Annotated in this window: 17 protein-coding genes; 11 read left to right on the top strand and 6 right to left on the bottom strand. The window is 65.1% G+C overall.

Features of this window, described 5'->3' with window-relative positions:
* The first annotated feature begins 24 nt into the window (after positions 1-24).
* From rnpA to AC1DJT_RS05680, 9 genes are all read left to right on the top strand, one after another.
* Entirely contained in the window at positions 25-429 is a 405-nt protein-coding gene (gene rnpA, locus AC1DJT_RS05640) for a ribonuclease P protein component (protein ID WP_476767495.1), read from the top strand.
* A 46-nt stretch (positions 430-475) separates the two neighbouring features.
* Positions 476-2,368, top strand: coding sequence for a membrane protein insertase YidC (gene yidC, locus AC1DJT_RS05645; RefSeq protein WP_476833696.1), 1,893 nt, complete (start codon positions 476-478; stop codon positions 2,366-2,368).
* Between the two features lie 97 nt (positions 2,369-2,465).
* The gene (locus AC1DJT_RS05650) at positions 2,466-3,098 is read left to right on the top strand and encodes a CatB-related O-acetyltransferase (RefSeq protein ID WP_476767494.1); all 633 of its coding nucleotides are present in this window, start codon (positions 2,466-2,468) and stop codon (positions 3,096-3,098) included.
* A 9-nt stretch (positions 3,099-3,107) separates the two neighbouring features.
* On the top strand, positions 3,108-3,773 hold the full coding sequence (gene yihA, locus AC1DJT_RS05655; RefSeq protein ID WP_441490528.1) for a ribosome biogenesis GTP-binding protein YihA/YsxC: 666 nt from the start codon (positions 3,108-3,110) through the stop codon (positions 3,771-3,773).
* Between the two features lie 108 nt (positions 3,774-3,881).
* Positions 3,882-4,250, top strand: coding sequence for a DUF423 domain-containing protein (locus AC1DJT_RS05660; RefSeq protein ID WP_476767493.1), 369 nt, complete (start codon positions 3,882-3,884; stop codon positions 4,248-4,250).
* Between the two features lie 82 nt (positions 4,251-4,332).
* Positions 4,333-5,232, top strand: a complete 900-nt coding sequence (gene argB / locus AC1DJT_RS05665) for an acetylglutamate kinase (RefSeq protein ID WP_043234901.1) — start codon at positions 4,333-4,335, stop codon at positions 5,230-5,232.
* Between the two features lie 76 nt (positions 5,233-5,308).
* Positions 5,309-5,455: a hypothetical protein gene (locus AC1DJT_RS05670; RefSeq protein WP_476833693.1), complete on the top strand. Its 147-nt coding sequence runs from the start codon at positions 5,309-5,311 to the stop codon at positions 5,453-5,455.
* A 187-nt stretch (positions 5,456-5,642) separates the two neighbouring features.
* On the top strand, positions 5,643-6,386 hold the full coding sequence (locus AC1DJT_RS05675) for a pyrimidine 5'-nucleotidase (protein WP_476831907.1): 744 nt from the start codon (positions 5,643-5,645) through the stop codon (positions 6,384-6,386).
* A 108-nt stretch (positions 6,387-6,494) separates the two neighbouring features.
* Positions 6,495-7,691 (top strand): O-succinylhomoserine sulfhydrylase, encoded by a 1,197-nt coding sequence (locus AC1DJT_RS05680; RefSeq protein ID WP_476767490.1) that lies wholly within the window; start codon positions 6,495-6,497, stop codon positions 7,689-7,691.
* An 87-nt stretch (positions 7,692-7,778) separates the two neighbouring features.
* Here AC1DJT_RS05680 and hemA read toward each other — a convergent pair whose 3' ends face one another.
* From hemA to AC1DJT_RS05695, 3 genes are all read right to left on the bottom strand, one after another.
* Complete coding sequence (gene hemA / locus AC1DJT_RS05685) at positions 7,779-8,990, bottom strand: 5-aminolevulinate synthase (RefSeq protein WP_476767489.1); 1,212 nt, start codon at positions 8,988-8,990, stop codon at positions 7,779-7,781.
* A gap of 90 nt (positions 8,991-9,080) precedes the next feature.
* Positions 9,081-9,881: an SDR family NAD(P)-dependent oxidoreductase gene (locus AC1DJT_RS05690; RefSeq protein ID WP_476833694.1), complete on the bottom strand. Its 801-nt coding sequence runs from the start codon at positions 9,879-9,881 to the stop codon at positions 9,081-9,083.
* Positions 9,882-10,026: 145 nt separating this feature from the next.
* On the bottom strand, positions 10,027-10,650 hold the full coding sequence (locus AC1DJT_RS05695; protein ID WP_113516824.1) for a 2-hydroxychromene-2-carboxylate isomerase: 624 nt from the start codon (positions 10,648-10,650) through the stop codon (positions 10,027-10,029).
* A 307-nt stretch (positions 10,651-10,957) separates the two neighbouring features.
* On the opposite strand from AC1DJT_RS05695, the gene AC1DJT_RS05700 reads away from it, so the two are divergent.
* Positions 10,958-12,589, top strand: a complete 1,632-nt coding sequence (locus AC1DJT_RS05700; RefSeq protein WP_476767487.1) for an HAL/PAL/TAL family ammonia-lyase — start codon at positions 10,958-10,960, stop codon at positions 12,587-12,589.
* Positions 12,590-12,657: 68 nt separating this feature from the next.
* Here the strand turns inward: AC1DJT_RS05700 and AC1DJT_RS05705 are convergent, their stop codons facing one another.
* Positions 12,658-13,917 carry an allantoate amidohydrolase gene (locus AC1DJT_RS05705; RefSeq protein WP_441505007.1) on the bottom strand — a complete coding sequence of 420 codons (1,260 nt, stop codon included), beginning with the start codon at positions 13,915-13,917 and terminating at the stop codon, positions 12,658-12,660.
* A 199-nt stretch (positions 13,918-14,116) separates the two neighbouring features.
* Between AC1DJT_RS05705 and AC1DJT_RS05710 the strand changes: the two genes are divergently transcribed.
* Complete coding sequence (locus tag AC1DJT_RS05710) at positions 14,117-14,494, top strand: glyoxalase superfamily protein (RefSeq protein ID WP_476833695.1); 378 nt, start codon at positions 14,117-14,119, stop codon at positions 14,492-14,494.
* A 48-nt stretch (positions 14,495-14,542) separates the two neighbouring features.
* Here the strand turns inward: AC1DJT_RS05710 and AC1DJT_RS05715 are convergent, their stop codons facing one another.
* Together AC1DJT_RS05715 and AC1DJT_RS05720 are read right to left on the bottom strand one after the other, a co-directional pair.
* Entirely contained in the window at positions 14,543-15,289 is a 747-nt protein-coding gene (locus AC1DJT_RS05715; protein WP_069878438.1) for an SDR family NAD(P)-dependent oxidoreductase, read from the bottom strand.
* Between the two features lie 112 nt (positions 15,290-15,401).
* A complete protein-coding gene (locus AC1DJT_RS05720) occupies positions 15,402-16,856 on the bottom strand; it encodes an undecaprenyl-phosphate glucose phosphotransferase (protein ID WP_441505009.1) in 1,455 nt (484 codons plus the stop codon).
* Positions 16,857-17,365 lie beyond the last annotated feature (509 nt).

The following is a 17,365-nucleotide window of genomic DNA, read 5'->3' on the forward strand; positions in this document are numbered from 1 at the left end:
TTTCCGGAAGACAGGCCCATCGCCATGCGCCACGCCCGTCTGACCGAACGCAAACAGTTTCTGGCGGCGGCCGAGCATGGCCGCCGTTTTCGTTCGCCTGCCTTCACGGCGCAGGTGCGCGATGCCGCGGGTGAAGAAGGCCGTCACGGCCTGCGCCTCGGCCTGACCGCTTCCCGCAAGGTCGGCGATGCCGTTGAGCGCAACCGCATCCGGCGCCGTCTGCGCGCCGCCGCGAAACAAGCCCTTGCCGCCCAGGCCGACCGGCCCTGCGATCTCGTGATCGTCGCGCGGCGCGAGGTGCTGACAGCTCCGTTTTCCGCGCTGATCGCCGATCTTTCCGTCGCACTCGATCGCGCCAGACCCGCAAAACCCGGCCGCAGGCCGACCGACAAGCGCCCCACCAGTGGTGGCACCCGTCCCCAGCCTTAGGCCAAAAGCCCTTCGGGGCATTCAGCGAGATCCGTTTCCGGTCATGATGAAAGAAGACAATCGCAACCTGCTTCTGGCGATCACCCTGTCGGTGGTCGTGCTGCTCGGCTGGCAGTTCTTCTACGGCGTGCCGCAGATGGAAAAGCAGAAGCAKGCCGCGCAGCAGAGCCAGCAGGCGCAGACCCAGACGGCCCAGCCGGGCTCGTCGGCTACTCCGGCTCCGGCGACCGTTCCAGGCCAGCCGGCAGCGACCGCCGCTCCCGGCACGGCCCAGGCCGTCGCTGCTGTCGAGACCCGCGAGCAGGCGCTCGCACGCGGTCCGCGCGTCAAGATCGACACGCCCAAGATCGCCGGCTCGATCTCGCTCACCGGCGCGCGCATCGATGACGTCTCGCTCAGGGCCTATCACGAGACCGTAGACCGCAGCAGCCCGAACATCGTGCTGCTCTCGCCGCTCGGCGGACCCAACGCCTATTATTCCGATTTCGGCTGGGTCGCCGCACCCGGCGCCAATGTGGTGCTGCCGAATGCGACGACCGTCTGGACCGCGGACGCCCAAGTGCTGCGCCCCGGTACGCCGCTGACGCTGACCTGGGACAATGGCCAGGGCCTGTTGTTCAAGCGGATGATCTCGGTCGATGACAACGCCATGTTCTCGATCCGCGACGAGGTCGAGAACAAGGGCGGTGCGCCGGTCACGCTGTATCCGTTCGGCCAGGTGGTTCGCCACGGCAAGCCGCATACGCTTGGCTACTACGTGCTGCACGAAGGCCTCGTCGGCAATCTCGGCGAGCAGGGCCTGCAGGAATACACCTACGACAAGATCGACAAGGAGCCGACGCTCTCGCCCGGCACCACCGGCAAGGTCTGGAAGGACGCCGTCGGCGGCTTCCTCGGCATCACCGACAAGTACTGGGCGGCCGCGGTCATCCCCGATCAGCAGCGCAAGTATGACGGGCGCTATTCCTCGGTCCAGACCGGCAATTCGCACACCTACCAGGCCGATTTCCTGGGCGAGGCCGTCACGGTCGCGCCGGGCGCCAGCGCGACCGCCAATGCCCGGCTCTTCGCCGGCGCCAAGGAAGTCGCGGCCATCGACGGCTACGAGAAGAATCTCGGCATCAAGCGCTTCGAGCTGATGATCGACTGGGGCTGGTTCTATTTCATCACCAAGCCGCTCTTCTTCGTGATGGACTGGGTCTACAAGCACGTCGGCAATTTCGGCGTCTCGATCCTGATCGTCACCGTGCTGCTCAAGGCCCTGTTCTTCCCGCTCGCCAACAAGTCCTACGCCTCGATGGCGAAGATGAAGGCGGTGCAGCCGGAGATGCTCGCCATTCGCGAGCGCTACGCCGACGACAAGATGAAGCAGCAGCAGGCTCTGATGGAGCTGTACAAGACCCAGAAGATCAACCCGCTCGCCGGCTGCTGGCCGGTACTGGTGCAGATCCCGGTCTTCTTTGCGCTCTACAAGATCCTGTTCATCACCATCGAGATGCGGCACGCGCCGTTCTTCGGCTGGATCAAGGATCTTGCCGCGCCCGATCCGACCTCGGTCTTCAACCTGTTCGGGCTGCTGCCCTTCGCGGTCCCCGCGATGCTGATGATTGGCGCTTGGCCGATCTTCATGGGCATCACCATGTTCATCCAGATGAAGATGAACCCGGAGCCGCCCGATCCGGTGCAGAAGATGATGTTCACCTGGATGCCGGTGTTCTTCACCTTCCTGCTCGGCTCTTTCCCGGCCGGTCTGGTGATCTACTGGAGCTGGAACAACCTGCTCTCGATCGTCCAGCAGGGCTTCATCATGCGCAAGCACGGTGTGAAGATCGAACTGTTCGACAATCTGAAGAGCATGTTCGGCAAGAAGCCGGCTGCGGCGGCAGCAACGGCGACGCCGGCGCCCGGAAAGCCGGCGAACAGCAACAAGGCGAAGTAAGCCTCCGGGCTGCGACGCGACGCCCCTCTCCCTCGGGAGGGGGGCTTTTTGCTTTTTTTTCGGACCTTGTTCACGCTGCCTTCGAAAGGGAGCCTCCATGCCGCTTCCCGATCCGCGGACCCTTCACCCGATCCCGGGCTGGAAGGGCACGGCCTTCCTGAAGGCCGTCGTCGACCACCCGCTGATCGAGGTCGGCGACTACAGCTATTATGACGACTCGCGCGGGCCGGAGCACTTCGTCGGCCGCTGCGTGCGCTATCACTTCGACTTCATCGGCGACCGGCTGATCATCGGAAAATTCGTCGCCATCGCCCAGGCGGCACAGTTCATCATGAATGGCGCGAACCACCCGATGGGCGGCTTCTCGACCTATCCATTCCAGATGTTCGGATTCGAGGGCGCTCCCGAGATGACGCCGGACAGGCTTGGCCTGCGTGGCGACACGGTGATCGGCAATGATGTCTGGATCGGCCGCGAGGCGGTGATCATGCCCGGCGTGACGATTGGCGACGGCGCCATCATCGGGACACGGGCCCAGGTCTCGCGCGATGTGCCAGCCTATGCGGTGGTTGTCGGCAATCCCGGTCAGATCGTAAAGATGCGCTTCCCGGCCGAGACGATCGCGGAACTCCTCGCCATTCGTTGGTGGGATTGGGATGCAGAGACAATCTCCCGCAATCTCGGTGCAATCGCCGGCGCCAACATCGACGCCTTGCGCGCCGCCGTGTAGGCAGGACCCATGACAGCAAGCACGACAACCCCCTTCACTCCGGACGAGATCGAGAGCGCTCGCAAGCTCTTCGAAGGTCCCTGGGATTTCGTCTGGGCCTCGACCAAGATCGACGACCTGCCCCCCATGGTMGGCCAGGAGATCGCCTTTGCCGGGCGCTCCAATGTCGGCAAGTCGAGCCTGATCAATGCCCTGACGCGGCGCAATGCGCTGGCCCGGACATCGCATACGCCGGGCCGTACCCAGCAGCTCAATTTCTTCCGTCAGGTCGGGCATGATGAGCGCCTGACCATCGTCGACATGCCCGGCTACGGCTATGCCGCCGTCGGGCGCGACAAGGTCGCAGCCTGGACCAATCTGATCCACGAATATCTGCGCGGCCGCTCCAACCTGATGCGGGTCTATGTGCTGATCGACGCCCGCCATGGCATCAAGGATGTCGACGGCGCGGTGCTGGAGACGCTCGACAAGGCCGCCGTCTCCTATCAGGTCGTGCTGACCAAGGGCGACGCGATCAAGAAGGCCGACCAGCAGTTCATGCAGGAAGCGACCTTCGACGAGATCAAGCGCCGGCCGGCCGCCTTCCCCGAGGTGCTGCTCACCTCGAGCGAAAAGGGCCTCGGCATTCCGGAGCTGCGCGCAGCGATCGCGCGCGTATTGGCAGAGCGGGCATAAGCCTCGCGGCTGCCGTGATGGCGAGGGAGGCGAGGCAATCCGGCCAGGCCTCCTCGCGAGGCCCCGCACGCCAGCATTTCGGTCCGGTCCAGAGAAAGTGATCCTGCCATGAGCGCCGCAAAGATTCATCTCACGCTGGCCGCGCTGATGGGCCTTGCGGGCGTGACGCTCCTGGCTGCGGCAGCGCATGGGCCAGGCACGAGCGGCCTCCAGACCGCCGGCCAGATGCTGCTGACCCACGCTCCCGTGATCCTGGGCGCAACGGCCGCACGCAAGGCCGGCCTGCTCTCCGATCTGCTGGCACGGGTCGCGCTCTCCGTCATCATCATCGGCGTCGCGCTCTTTGCCGCCGATCTCACCCGGCGTGGCTTCTATGACGAGCGGCTCTTTGCGGGCGCCGCACCTGCTGGCGGCTTCCTGATGCTGGCCGGCTGGCTCGCGCTGGCCTTCTCCGCCCTGTTCGCGCGGCGTAGCTGAACCGCGCCCGCCGGCTTCCGCCCCGGCCATTCTTCGGCTAGAAGGCCCGGCGCGCGATCCTCGCGTCCCGCGGAGCCTGCCGATGATCAATCCCGCCGTCCACCTGACGCCGTCGCAATCGGCAGAACTGCTGGTTCAGGCGCTGCCGCATATGCAGCGCTACGATCAGGAAATCATCGTGATCAAATATGGCGGCAACGCCATGGGCGATGCCGCGACCGCCGAGGATTTTGCCGAGGATATCGTCCTGCTCGAGCAGTCCGGCCTGAAGCCGGTCGTCTGCCATGGCGGCGGCCCGCAGATCGCCCGCATGCTCGACAAGCTCGGCATCAAGTCGGAGTTCAAGCAGGGCCTGCGGGTCACCGACCGCGCAACCGTCGATGTCGTCGAGATGGTTCTGGCCGGCTCGGTCAACAAGGAGATCGTCGGCTACATCTCGCGCGAGGGTGGCAAGGCGATCGGACTCTGCGGCAAGGACGGCAATATGGTGACCGCCCGCAAGGTGACCCGCACCGTCGTCGATCCCGATTCCAAGATCGAGCAGGTGCTCGATCTTGGCTTTGTCGGCGAGCCTGAAGCGGTGAACATCAGCGTGCTGGAGGCCGTGCTGAAGGCGGAGCTGATCCCCGTGCTGGCACCGGTCTGTGCCGCCGCCGACGGCCAGACCTACAACGTCAATGCCGATACCTTTGCGGGCGCGATCGCCGGTGCACTCAACGCCAAGCGCCTGCTGCTGCTGACCGATGTGCCCGGCGTGCTCGACAAGGACAAGAACCTGATTCCGGAGCTCACGGTGGAGCAATGCCGCCGCCTGATCGCGGACGGCACCATCTCCGGCGGCATGATCCCGAAGATCGAGACCTGCATCTACGCGCTCGAAAAGGGCGTCGAGGCGGTCGTCATCCTTGACGGAAAGATCCCGCACGCGGCGCTGATCGAGCTTTTCACCGATACCGGCTCGGGCACCATCATCAGAAGGTGATCCACCTTTGCCGGTGATGCGTGCCGGCAACGACAGGTTCATCATCCTCCCGGGGGGCGTCTCGGGAGGAGCGATCATGGATTACTCGATCACCATCGCGCTCGGCCTCGGCCTCTCGCTGGCCATGGTCGGTCTTGCACTCGTCCGCACCACATCACGACGGCGAGAGGATATCGCGCGTGTCCCGGCGCGAAGCGCCAGGTCGTTTCGGGACGAAAGGTAGGGAGACGGGCCGCATGAGTCTCAGGCGCGACCCGTTCACGCCACATGCGGCGCTTGAGAGAACGGCCTGATCATTGCTTTGATCGTGGGTCAGCAGCCTGACCGCCGATCGGCCGGTTTCGTCGCACGTCGGTAAACCTTTGCGGAAGACTTGCATGCTACGCTGACGTCGCCACATGACATAGCCCATGAATCAGAAACCGATCATATCCGCCGCTACGCCGCTCCTGCCAAATGCGGAAGCCTTTGCGCATGTCGAGCACTGGGTTTTCGATCTCGACAACACGCTCTATTCGCACGAGGCCAAAGTCTGGCCGCAGGTCGATGAGCGCATCACGCTGTTCCTCGGCGAACTGTTCGGGCTCGACGGGCTGTCGTCGCGGGCGCTGCAGAAATACTATTACCAGCGCTACGGCACGACCCTGAAGGGATTGATGGAGGAACACGGCGTCGATCCCGACGATTTCCTCGATTTCGCGCACCAGATCGACCTCTCCCTGCTCGATCCCAACCCCGCGCTTGGCGACGCCATCGCCGCCCTGCCGGGGCGCAAGCTCATCCTCACCAACGGCTCGCGCGGACATGCCGAGAATGTCGCGGGCAAGCTCGGTATCCTCCACCATTTCGAGGACATCTTCGACATCGTCGAGGCTGGCTTCCTGCCCAAGCCCGAGCGCGCGACCTATGAGCATTTCCTGGCGAAACATGCGGTCGATCCCAGCCGCGCCGCCATGTTCGAGGACATCGAGAGGAACCTGCTGGTCCCCAACGCGCTCGGCATGAAGACCGTGCTGATCCTGCCGCAGACGCCGGACCCATTCCGCGAAGCCTGGGAGCAGGCCGCGATTGAAGCCGGCCATGTCCACCACGTCACGACCGACCTCACCGGCTTCCTCACCCCGCTCGGGCGCCCGCCGAAACTGTCACGCTAAGGCGCAGATCTCGGGCGTTCCTTCCGGAGAATTTTTGTCCGTCTTTACGAACGATGGCTGAGCTGTTATTCCCCTTGTCCGTTATAACGAACGGCCGGAGTTCAGTTCATGTCAGGTCCAGACGCTGGCGCAAAGGCGCTGCATCCCGAAACGCGGCTGGTTCATGCCGGCACCCTGCGCTCGCAGTTCGGCGAGACGTCGGAAGCGCTCTTCCTGACGCAGGGCCATGTCTATGACAGCGCCGAGCAATGCGAGGCGCGCTTCCTGAACAAGGATCCGGGCTTCCAATATGCCCGTTTCTCGAACCCGACCGTGACCATGCTGGAACAGCGCATGGCCGCCTTCGAGGGTGCAGAAGCCTGCCGCGCTACGGCGACCGGCATGGCCGCCGTGACGGCAGCAGTGATGAGCCTGGTGCGTGCTGGCGACCACGTCGTCGCGGCGCAGGCCCTGTTCGGCTCCTGTCGCTATGTCGTCGAGGATCATCTGCCTCGCTACGGCGTGGAATCGACGCTGGTGAACGGCCCGGATATCGAGGCCTGGCGGAAGGCCGTGCAGCCCAACACCAAGGTCTTCTTCCTGGAAAGCCCCGCGAACCCGACACTCGAGGTCATCGACATCGCGGCCGTCGCCGCGCTGGCGAAGGAGGTCGGCGCCAAGCTCGTGGTCGACAATGTCTTCGCGACCCCGCTCTTCCAACGTCCGCTCGAACTCGGTGCCGACTGCGTCGTCTACTCGGCAACGAAACATATCGACGGGCAAGGCCGCTGCCTCGGCGGACTGGTCCTCGCCTCGGAGGAATTGATCCAGAGCGAGATCCAGACCTTTCTGCGCCAGACCGGGCCGGCGATGTCGCCCTTCAACGCCTGGGTGATGCTGAAGGCCCTGGAGACGCTGCCGCTGCGCGTCAACCGGCAGGCGCAGAGCGCCGCGATCCTTGCCGCCTGGCTGGCCAAGCAGCCCAAGCTGCCGAAAGTGATCTTTCCGGGCGACCCCAATCACCCGCAAGCCGAGATCATTGCGCGCCAGATGAGCGGTCCCTCGACCCTGATCGCCTTCGAGGTCAATGGGGGCAAGGAGGCCGTCTACCGCCTGCTCAATGCGCTCAAGCTGATCCGCATCTCCAACAATCTCGGCGACGCCAAGAGCCTGATCGTGCACCCCGCCACGACGACCCATCAGCGCTTCACGCCGGAGATTCGCGCCAGCATGGGCGTCACCGACGGGCTGGTGCGCTTCTCGGTCGGGCTCGAACATCCCGACGACCTGATCGCCGATTTCGAGCGTGCATTGGCGGCTGTCTGAGGGCCGCCCCTCAGCGAAGCGCAGAGCCGGGACCCAGGGCATTCCGGAATGGGTTCCGGAGCTCCCGTTCGGGAGAGGTCGGCGCGGCTATGCCGCGCGCTTCAGTCCCACCCTGCTCCAKATCTCGGTCAGCGCCACCACGAGCTGATCGATATCCGCATCGCTGTGCAGCGGCGACGGCGTGATGCGCAGCCGCTCGGTGCCGCGCGGCACCGTCGGATAGTTGATGGGCTGGACATAGATGTCGAAGCGCGCCAGCAGCTCGTCGCTGATCGCCTTGCACAGCCCCGCGTCGCCGACCATCACCGGGACGATATGACTGGGATTGGCGAGATGCGCGATGCCGACCGCGTCGAGCCGGCTCCTCAACGCCATGACCCTGTCGGCCTGGCGCTCGCGCTCGACTGAGCTCGTCTTGAGATGACGGATCGCGGCGAGCGCCCCCGCCGCAAGGTTCGGCGGCAGGGAGCTCGAGAAGATGAAGCCCGAGGCAAAGCTGCGGACATAGTCGCAGAGCGCGGCCGAGCCAGCGATATAGCCGCCCATCACGCCGAAGGATTTGGCCAGCGTGCCCTCGATCAGGGTCAGGCGATCGCTGAGGCCGTCGCGCTCGCTGATGCCGCCGCCACGCGGCCCGTAGAGGCCAACAGCGTGGACCTCGTCGATATAGGTCATGGCACCGAACTCGTCGGCAATGTCGCAGAAGGCGGCGACCGGGGCGATATCGCCGTCCATCGAATAAACCGACTCGAAGGCGATCAGCTTGGGCCGGGCCGGATCGATGCTCTGCAGCTTGCGGCGCAGATCGTCGGGATCATTATGGGCGAAGATCAGCTTCTCCGCGCGCGAATGCCGGATGCCCTCGATCATCGAGGCATGGTTCAGCGCATCGGTCAGGACGACGCAGCCCGGGAGCCGGGAGGCCAGTGTCGAGAGCGAGGCCCAGTTCGACATGTAACCGGAGTTGAAGAGAAGCGCTGCCTCCTTGCCGTGCAGGTCGGCCAGTTCCCGCTCAAGCAGCACATGGTAGTGGTTGGTGCCGCTGATATTGCGGGTGCCGCCGGCACCAGCGCCGCAACCGGCAAGAGCCTCCTGCATCGCGGCCAGCACGTCGGGATGCTGGCCCATGCCGAGATAGTCGTTGGAACACCAGACCGTGATCTCGCGGGGCCCGTCCGCGCCGTAGTAGCGCGCACGCGGAAAGCGCCCGACGATGCGCTCCAGATCGGCGAAGACCCGGTAGCGTCCCTCCTTGCGAAGCGCGTCGAGCTCCGTGCGGAAGAAGTGTTCGTAGTCCATCGGTGGCCTCCTGCGACGGGCCTCTCCTACGAGAGAGGAGCCTAACGCGAAATGGTGCGCGGTGTCGCGGGGGCCGTTACGGAACGACGGTTACGGCATGTACTGGCCGCCATTGACCTCGAGAATCTGGCCGGTGACGAAGCTGCCGAGTGTCTCGGAGGCGAGATAGAGGAACGCGCCGACGCATTCATCCGCCTTGCCGAGCCGGTCCATCGGGATGCCGGCCTGCATCGCGGCGAGTTGCTCGGGGGTCGAGTAGCGCTCGTGGAACGGTGTCATGATCACCCCGKGCGAAACGGCGTTGACCCGGATCCCGTGCTTGACCAGTTCGCGAGCCCAGCCGCGGGTCGCCGTCGAGATGAACCCCTTTGAGGCGGCGTAGAGCACGGAACCTGGGCCGCCACCAATGCGCGCCGCGACCGAGCTGACATTGACGATGCTGCCGCCCGTGCCCTGCGCGATCAGGGTCCTGGCCGCCTCGCGCATGAAATGCGCGACCTGGCGGATGTTGAGATCGATGATGTCGTCGATGATGCCATCGTCATAATCGGTGACCGGCACGCGCTTCACCAACCCGCCGGCATTGTTGATCAGCACATCGAGTCCGCCGAGGCCCGAAAGCGCCTCGGCCATGATGCGCGGAATCTCGCCGCTCTCCGTGACGTCGCCGCCAATCAGCACAGCCTTGCCACCGGCCGCCTCGATCTCGCGGGCCACCGCTTCCGCCTTGTCACGGCTGGCATTGTAGTGAACGCCGACGCGAGCGCCATTGGCACCGAAGGCCCGCGCAGCCGCCGCGCCAATGCCGGTGCTGGCACCGGTGATCAGTACTCTCTTGCCCCTGAGATCAGCCAATTGCGGCCAGTTCGGTGTCGAATGATCCTGTGTCATCGCGCTCGGCTCTCCCTTAATCGATTGAATTCTTGAGCACGCCTAGGAGGCGTTCCTGAACCATATCGCCTGGGGCACGGCATGCCAGCGCCTCGGTCGCAGGGCACCCGAGGCGTCGCGTCAGATCAGGCCTGCGAGAGCCTGATCAGGCTTGCGGGAGATAGGCAGCCCGCCCGCTCGCCAGAGCGGAGTCGAGGAGTTCGATACGGTCCTGGCCCCAGAAGACCTCGCCATCGAGCACATAGGAGGGCGCCCCGAAGACACCGGCGGCGATCGCGTCAACGCGATTGGCTTCATAGCGCTCAGAACTCGCCGCGCTCTCGGCGGCCGTCAGCAGGGCCTCGGCCGGAAGCCCCTCCGCGGTGGCCAGCCCGGCGATCACCGAGCGATCGCCCATGTCCCGCTCGTCCGACCAGATGGTGTGGAAGGCGCGGCGCAGGAACGCATCGGGATCATGGCCAGCCGCCACCACGGCGGTGACGAAGCGATCCGCCAGGGAAGGATCGAACGGCACATGCTTCGGCTGCAACACCAGCGGCAGGCCACGCCGTTCGCGCCAGCGCTGCAGCTCAACGAGACGATAGCGCTGGCGCGAGGGGTGGCGCTTCGGCAGCGGCAGTCCGCCCGTCTCGTCGAAAACCGCCCGCACCGGCATCGGCCGGTAGGTCACCGTCGCGCCATGGCGCTTGGCGGTCTCGAGGAAAGCCGCATGGCCGAGATAGGCCCAGGGCGAGGACAGCGTGAAGAAATAGTCGATCATGCGAGGCATTGGCAGGCGAATCCGTTGTCAGGAGCGCTCAAGATGAGGCGTTCGGCGCACAATGCGCTGCCGGGGGCTAAGCCACCAATTCCAAATCTTGACCTCGCCCATCAGTGCACGGCCTTTTTCATTGCTGYAGCCACGCCACAAGGACCGGCCGATTATTCACGAAACAGCAAAGCTGCTTGGTTTGAAACCTGAATCCGTCTTGGATCAAGGAGTTAGGGCGCAAAAACCGCCGGAAAGCCGGTTTCCCCTTTCGGATGCCATGCTCTAGACCAGAGGAAACAGAACGGACCACGCGGAAGGGACGAGCATGGCGGTTTCGATCGACGGGCGCACGCTCAAGGGCAAGCAGGTTCTCAAGGTCGCAAGGCCGGGCCCTTCCGGTCGCTACGAGAAGGCCGGCCTCGCCAAGGCGGCACGCGAGCGCATTGCGGCGACACGCGCCCATATCGATGCGCATTTCATGACCGACGATGCGCCGTTCATGTATTCCTTCAACACGGGTGTCGGCCTGTTCAAGGACCAGCGCGTGCTGATGTCGGAGATGACCGAATATCAGCGCAAGAGCGTCTACGCGCACGCGACCGGCATCGGAGAGCCATTCGCTGAAGACGTGACGCGCGCCACCATGCTGTTGCGCGCCAATGCCTTCGCCTCGAATTATTCCGGCCCCCAGGTCGAGCTCGTCGAGCGCCTGCTCGCCTGCCTCAATGCCGGCGTGCACCCGGTGATCCCGCAGAAGGGCTCGGTCGGCGCCTCCGGCGATCTCGCCCCGCTCGCCCATATGTCGGCGGCTGTCTGTGGCTTCGCCGAAGCCGAAGCGATCTACAAGGGCAAGCGCATGCCGGCGCGCGATGCGCTGGCGAAGGCTGGCCTCACACCGGATTTCCCGCTCGGCGCCAAGGATGCMTCTGCCCTGATCAACGGCTCGACGGTTTCGCTCGCGCTCGGCGTCCTGGCGAGCGAGGATGCCAAACGCCTGGTCAAGGCGGCCGATATCGGGCTCGCGCTTTCGCTGGAGGCGATGCGGGGCGAGCTTGCAGCCTTCGATCCGCGCGTCCACGCCGCGCGTCCCCATCCGGGCCAGGGGCTGGTGGCCCGCAATATCCTGAAACTGACGCAGGGCTCGAAGCGCTGCTCGGCTTCGGCCCGCGAGACGATCTACCCCGACGAGATCGGCCGCACCCCCGGCAAGCCGCCATCACCACGCGTACAGGATGTCTATTCGCTGCGCTGCGGCCCGCAGGTGCATGGTCCGGCACGCGAGGCGCTCGACTACGTGCTGCGCGTCATCGGCACCGAGACCAACTCGGCCACGGACAACCCGCTGATCTTCGAGGAAAGCGGCAGCTACACCGTGATCTCCGGCGGTCATTTCCACGGCCAATACGTCGCGCAGGCGATGGACCTACTCGCCATGGCCATGACCGATCTCGGCTCGATCTGCGAGCGTCGCCTCGCCCGGCTGATCGACCCGACGCTCAGCTACGGCCTGCCGCGCAACCTGCTCGCCGGCAAGCGCGGCCTGAATACCGGCTTCGCCACGGTGCAGTGCTCGATGTCGGCGCTGGTGATGGAGAACCGGACGCTGTCGTCGCCGGGATCCGTCGATTCGATCCCCGGCAAGTCGAATGCCGAGGACCATGTCTCGAATTCGACCTGGTGCGGCCGAAAGGCCCGCACCGTGGTCGAAAATGTCGAGATGATCATTGCCATGGAAATCCTGATGGCCTGCCAGGCGCTGACCCTGATCGCGGAGACCGCCAAGGGCCATCCGCTCGGCCGGGGCACGCAGGCGGCGCTCGACGCGTTGCGCGAGACGATCCCGCCCGCGCTCGACGGCGACCGCTGGTACGCTGCCGAGATGAATCAGGCGACGGCGCTGGTGCGCTCGGGCGCGATCGTCGAGGCGGTCGAGGCGGTGGTCGGGACGCTCGAGTAAGGCCAGCCGTCACGCGGTTTTTGCACGAAAATAGCTGCTCGGCGCGTACAGCCGAGCAGGACGAGGGGTTACCCCTCCTGCCGCGCCAGCTCCAGGACGGTCTCGAGCAGCACCCGGATCGCGATGCCGGCGTCGAGTTCGGTCATGTTCTCCAGCGGGGAATGGCTGATGCCCCTCTCGCAGCGGACGAAGAGCATGGCTGAGGGACAGAGCCGTGCCATCGCCATGGCGTCATGGCCCGCGCCGGACGGGAGACGGCGAGCACTGAGGTTCGAGCCCGTACGGGCGATGCCCGTCGCAAAGGCCTCCTGCAGCCGCTCCGCCATCGGCGTCGCATCTTCCTGCGAATAGGGCGTGATCTCCAACCCGACACCGCGCCGAGCCGCGATCGCGGCGAAGCGCTCGGCAATGGCCTTGTCCATGCTCGCCAGCGTCTCGTTGCGCGGCGAGCGGAAATCGACGGTGAAGTCGACCGCGCCGGGCACGACATTGGTGGCGCCCGGATCAGGCCTGAACACCCCTACCGTGCCGACCGCCTGCTCATGCGCAGCCGCAATATCCTCGAGCGCCAGCGCCATCTCCGCGGCAGCCGCAAGTGCATCCTTGCGCAGCTTCATCGGAACCGTCCCGGCATGGCCGGCCTCGCCGGTGACGCGGACCCGGGCCCGCTTCTGGGCGTTGATGGCCGTGACGATGCCGACGGCTTCGTTCTCGCTCTCCAGCACCGGACCCTGCTCGATATGGACTTCGAGATAAGCCTTTACGGAGCCGGGCTTGCGCTTCAGCGCAGCAATTCCCGATGGGTCCCCGCCGAAGGCGACGAGCGCATCACGCAGCACCACGCCATCCGCATCCCGGGAGTCGAGCCAAGCCGTATCATAGTGCCCGATCAAAGCCGACGAGGTCGAAAGGGAGGTCGGAAAACGCACCGTCTCCTCGTCCCCGAAACCGACCACCTCCAGTGCGAAGGGCAGGACGATGCCGGCATCGCGAAGCGCCTGCGCTGCAAGGATACCGGCGACGACGCCGAGATTGCCGTCAAACCGGCCGCCATCCTTCACCGTATCGATATGCGAGCCGATCAGCACGGCGGGAAGACCAGGCTTTGCGCCCTCGCGACGGCCCTGGACCGATCCGGCGGCATCGATGAAGGCGTCGAGCCCCGCCACTTCCATCGCGCCCTTCGTCCACTCGGCAGCCTGCCGATGCGAAGGGGAGAGGTAGAGACGGGTGATCTTGCCCGGCTCGTCGGTGAAGCGGTTCAGTCCATCGAGTGCGGCAAAGGCACGGGCACCAAGGACGGCGGCGGAGGGAAGTGAGGCGGTCATGGCGAAACCATAGCGCATCGGCCCTGCGGGGGAAGCAGCCAGAGGCGTCCMCAGGTCGAATTTCCATGACTGGCGCGACAGCCCATCCGCCTGCTAATCATCCAGCCGGAGCACCGTCTCTCTTCACCCCCTGGAAAGCACTCGTCCGCGCCGCACCGCCGGTACCGGGTGAAGCGGCTCCCCATCGCGAGACGTTGCCATGACCGACCCAATCGACCACGGAATCCGCTTCGGACGGATTGCCGCCATGTTGCCAGTACGCGACATGGACAAGGCCCACGACTTCTACACACGGGTGCTCGGCTTCCGAAAAACCTTCGAGAACGGTGTCCCCGTCGGCTTCATGATCCTGAAGCKCGATGAAGCCGAACTGCATCTCACCCTGCAGAAGACGCATCTCGCCGCGCCATTCAACGTCGCCCATCTGATGGTCGGCGATGCCGAGGCCCTGCACGCGATTTGCCAGCGCGAAGGGCTGCGTATCATCAAGGGGCTGCGGGACCAGGAATACGGGCTGCGGTCCTTCGTCTTCGCCGATCCGGACGGCAACCGGATCGATGTCGGCCAGCGCCTCTGACCGAAAAGGCAAACCGCGCCCCGCAGAACCGCGCGGCGCGGATCGGGATCAGTAAGTCGCGCGCCCACCCGACAGATCGAACACCGCGCCTGTGGTGAAGCTGTTCTCGGCGGAAGCCAGGAAACCGACCATCGAGGCGACCTCGTCAGGCTGCAGGAAACGGCCGCGCGGGATCTTKGCCAGCATGTAGCCGATATGCTCTTCGCTCATCTGGTCGAAGATGCGGGTCCGCGCCGCTGCGGGCGTGATGCAGTTGACCGCGATATCCTTGTCGGCGAGTTCCTTGCCGAGCGATTTGGTCAAGGCGATCACCGCCGCCTTCGAGGCGGAATAGGCCGAGGCGTTGGGGTTGCCTTCCTTGCCGGCGATCGACGCGACCAGCACCAGCCGGCCGTAATTGCGCTTCAGCATTCCGGGTATCACCGCCTGGCAGCAATGCAGCGTGCCATCGACATTCAGGCGCATGATCTTCGCCCATTCGTCGAGCGGGTATTCCCAGGTCTTCAGGTTGGGGCCCGCGATGCCGGCGCTGGTCACGAGGATATCGACGCTGCCGAGGCGAGCCTCGAGCGCGTCGGCCGCCCGCTTCACGGCGGCGGCATCGGTGACATCGATGGCGATCCCGGTCGCCCCCTTGCCGATCTCGCCCGCCGCCTTTGCTGCGAGCGCGCCATCGAGGTCCCAGATCTCGACCTTGGCGCCACTCGCCGCGAAGCGCTCGGCAACCGCACGGCCAATCCCCTGCGCTCCACCGGTCACAATGGCGACGCGACCGTCTAAATCGATTTGGTTCATGGCAAGCCCCCGGCTGAGAAGTCGGACTGCACGGTAGCGGCCTGATTTCCGCTAGGCCAGCGCGCTCGGTGCCATGCCGGTCTGCGCAAATCGGGGCAGATCAGCGCGTCGACTATTGGGCGTTGAGATAGGCCCGCGCGCTGAACACAGTGCGCAGGAGAATGCCGAGATCAAGCCAGAACGACCAATTGTCGATGTACCAGTGATCGAATGCGACCCGCTTGGCCATTTTCTCGTCCGTGTCGGTCTCACCGCGCAGGCCGTTGACCTGAGCCCAGCCGGTGATGCCCGGCTTCACATTGTGACGCCGGGCATAGAGGGCGATCTTGCGTTGGAACGCGTGATCATGGGCGAGCGCATGCGGGCGCGGCCCAACCAGCGACATCTGACCGGCGATGACATTCATGAGTTGCGGCAGCTCATCGAGATTGAAGCGGCGCAGCAAGCGGCCGATGCGCGTGATGCGCGGGTCGTTACGCGTCGCCTGACGAATGACGTCGCCGTCATCGGTCGCCGTCATCGTGCGGAACTTGAAGATCCGGAAGGGCTGCTGGTTGAAGCCGTAGCGTCGCTGCAGGAAGAACACCGGTCCGCGCGTGTCGAGCTTGATCAACCCCGCAATGATCAGCAGAACCGGCAACGCCAGAAGCAGGATGGTCGAAGCGGCGACGATGTCAAAGCCGCGCTTCGCGACGATCGCAGCGGTGGACAGCGCCGGGCGCGTCAGCCGCAGGCTGGCGAACGAGCCGATGCGCACGATATGGGGACTGTCGAACCGATCCATGATCCGCTCGGGCGCGAGGTGGATCGCGACCGGCAGGTTCATGAAGGCATCGATGCAGGCATCGATCGTCTCCTGATCCGACCAGGGCAAGGCGATGAAGACCGCGTCCGGCCGCATCTGCCGGCAGCGCCCTGCAGCGGTGACCAGATCGGCCTTGAGCGCGGCCATCGGATCATTGATGCGGCGCGCGTCGTTGCTGTGCAGGAAAGCGACGTCGACGATGGCGAAGCCCATGTTCCAGGGTTGATGGCGCGAGACGAAGGACATCACGTCGGGTTCACGGCCGATCAGGAACACCCGCTCCGTGGTGATGCGGCCGGTCTTGCTGGCCACTGAAATGATGCGGGCAATGCCGGCACGCGCCAGAGTGATCAGCGGAATGCCGGCCAGATAGGTCACGAGCACGACGGCGCGTGAATAATGATCGACGATCTTGGCGAGGAACGCGACGGCGATGAAGGCCACCATCGTAATGTTCCAGACCGTAAAGGCCGAGGCCATCTGCCCCTTCGCAGAGAGATAATGGCTGAGCTGGTAGCGACCGCGCATCACATTGGTGAAGACGAAGATCGCCGCGATCATCATCGCCAGCTCGCGCGTGATCCTGACATCGCCGAAATGGCCGTAGGCCAGGAGGTGGTAGACCACGGAGGCGAGGGACACGATCGTCAGCACCACGACCGCGTCTGTCAGCGCCGTGACGAGACCGATCCAGTGCCGCCAGGCATTGGCGCGTTCGTCGGCAGCCGCCGCCGCATAGTTCAGATCGTTGACGCTCATCATCGCGGCAGGCTCTCCGGAGCCACAACGGCCTGACGGCCGGCGGCGAGCGCTCCGGAACGGAACAGGACGCTCCCTTCCAACTGCTCTCACGGCTGCGAGCGGCAAGCGCCATGCCGCCCGGTCACGCGCCGGAATGAGACGCCGAGAGCGGAGTTCGGCCGCGACACGAAGGGGTCAGGGAATCCGGCTGCAACGACCGACATGACGGCGTCCCGTTATGAGACAGCGCCAATCCCGTTCCGCAACTCCTCGGCAGCCGGTCTGATGGTAGTCAGGGTCAAGGGCTGTTCACCGTCCATCGGGCTTGGCGTGATCCACCGCCGTGAGCGGCCAAGACAGGAACCGAAAACGCCTCGAAATGAACGAGATCGTGACTGCCATTTCATTCTTCGACATGTCATCGCACACGCAGCCAGCCGACCATCCCGACCATGCCCGCCGCGATATCGGCGGCATTGGTGTGGCTGTGCTCGATCGCGCGCAGGCGCTCGCGGTGCTCGACACGGCAC

The sequence above is a fragment of the Allobosea sp. 05T422_2 genome, assembly GCF_056396265.1.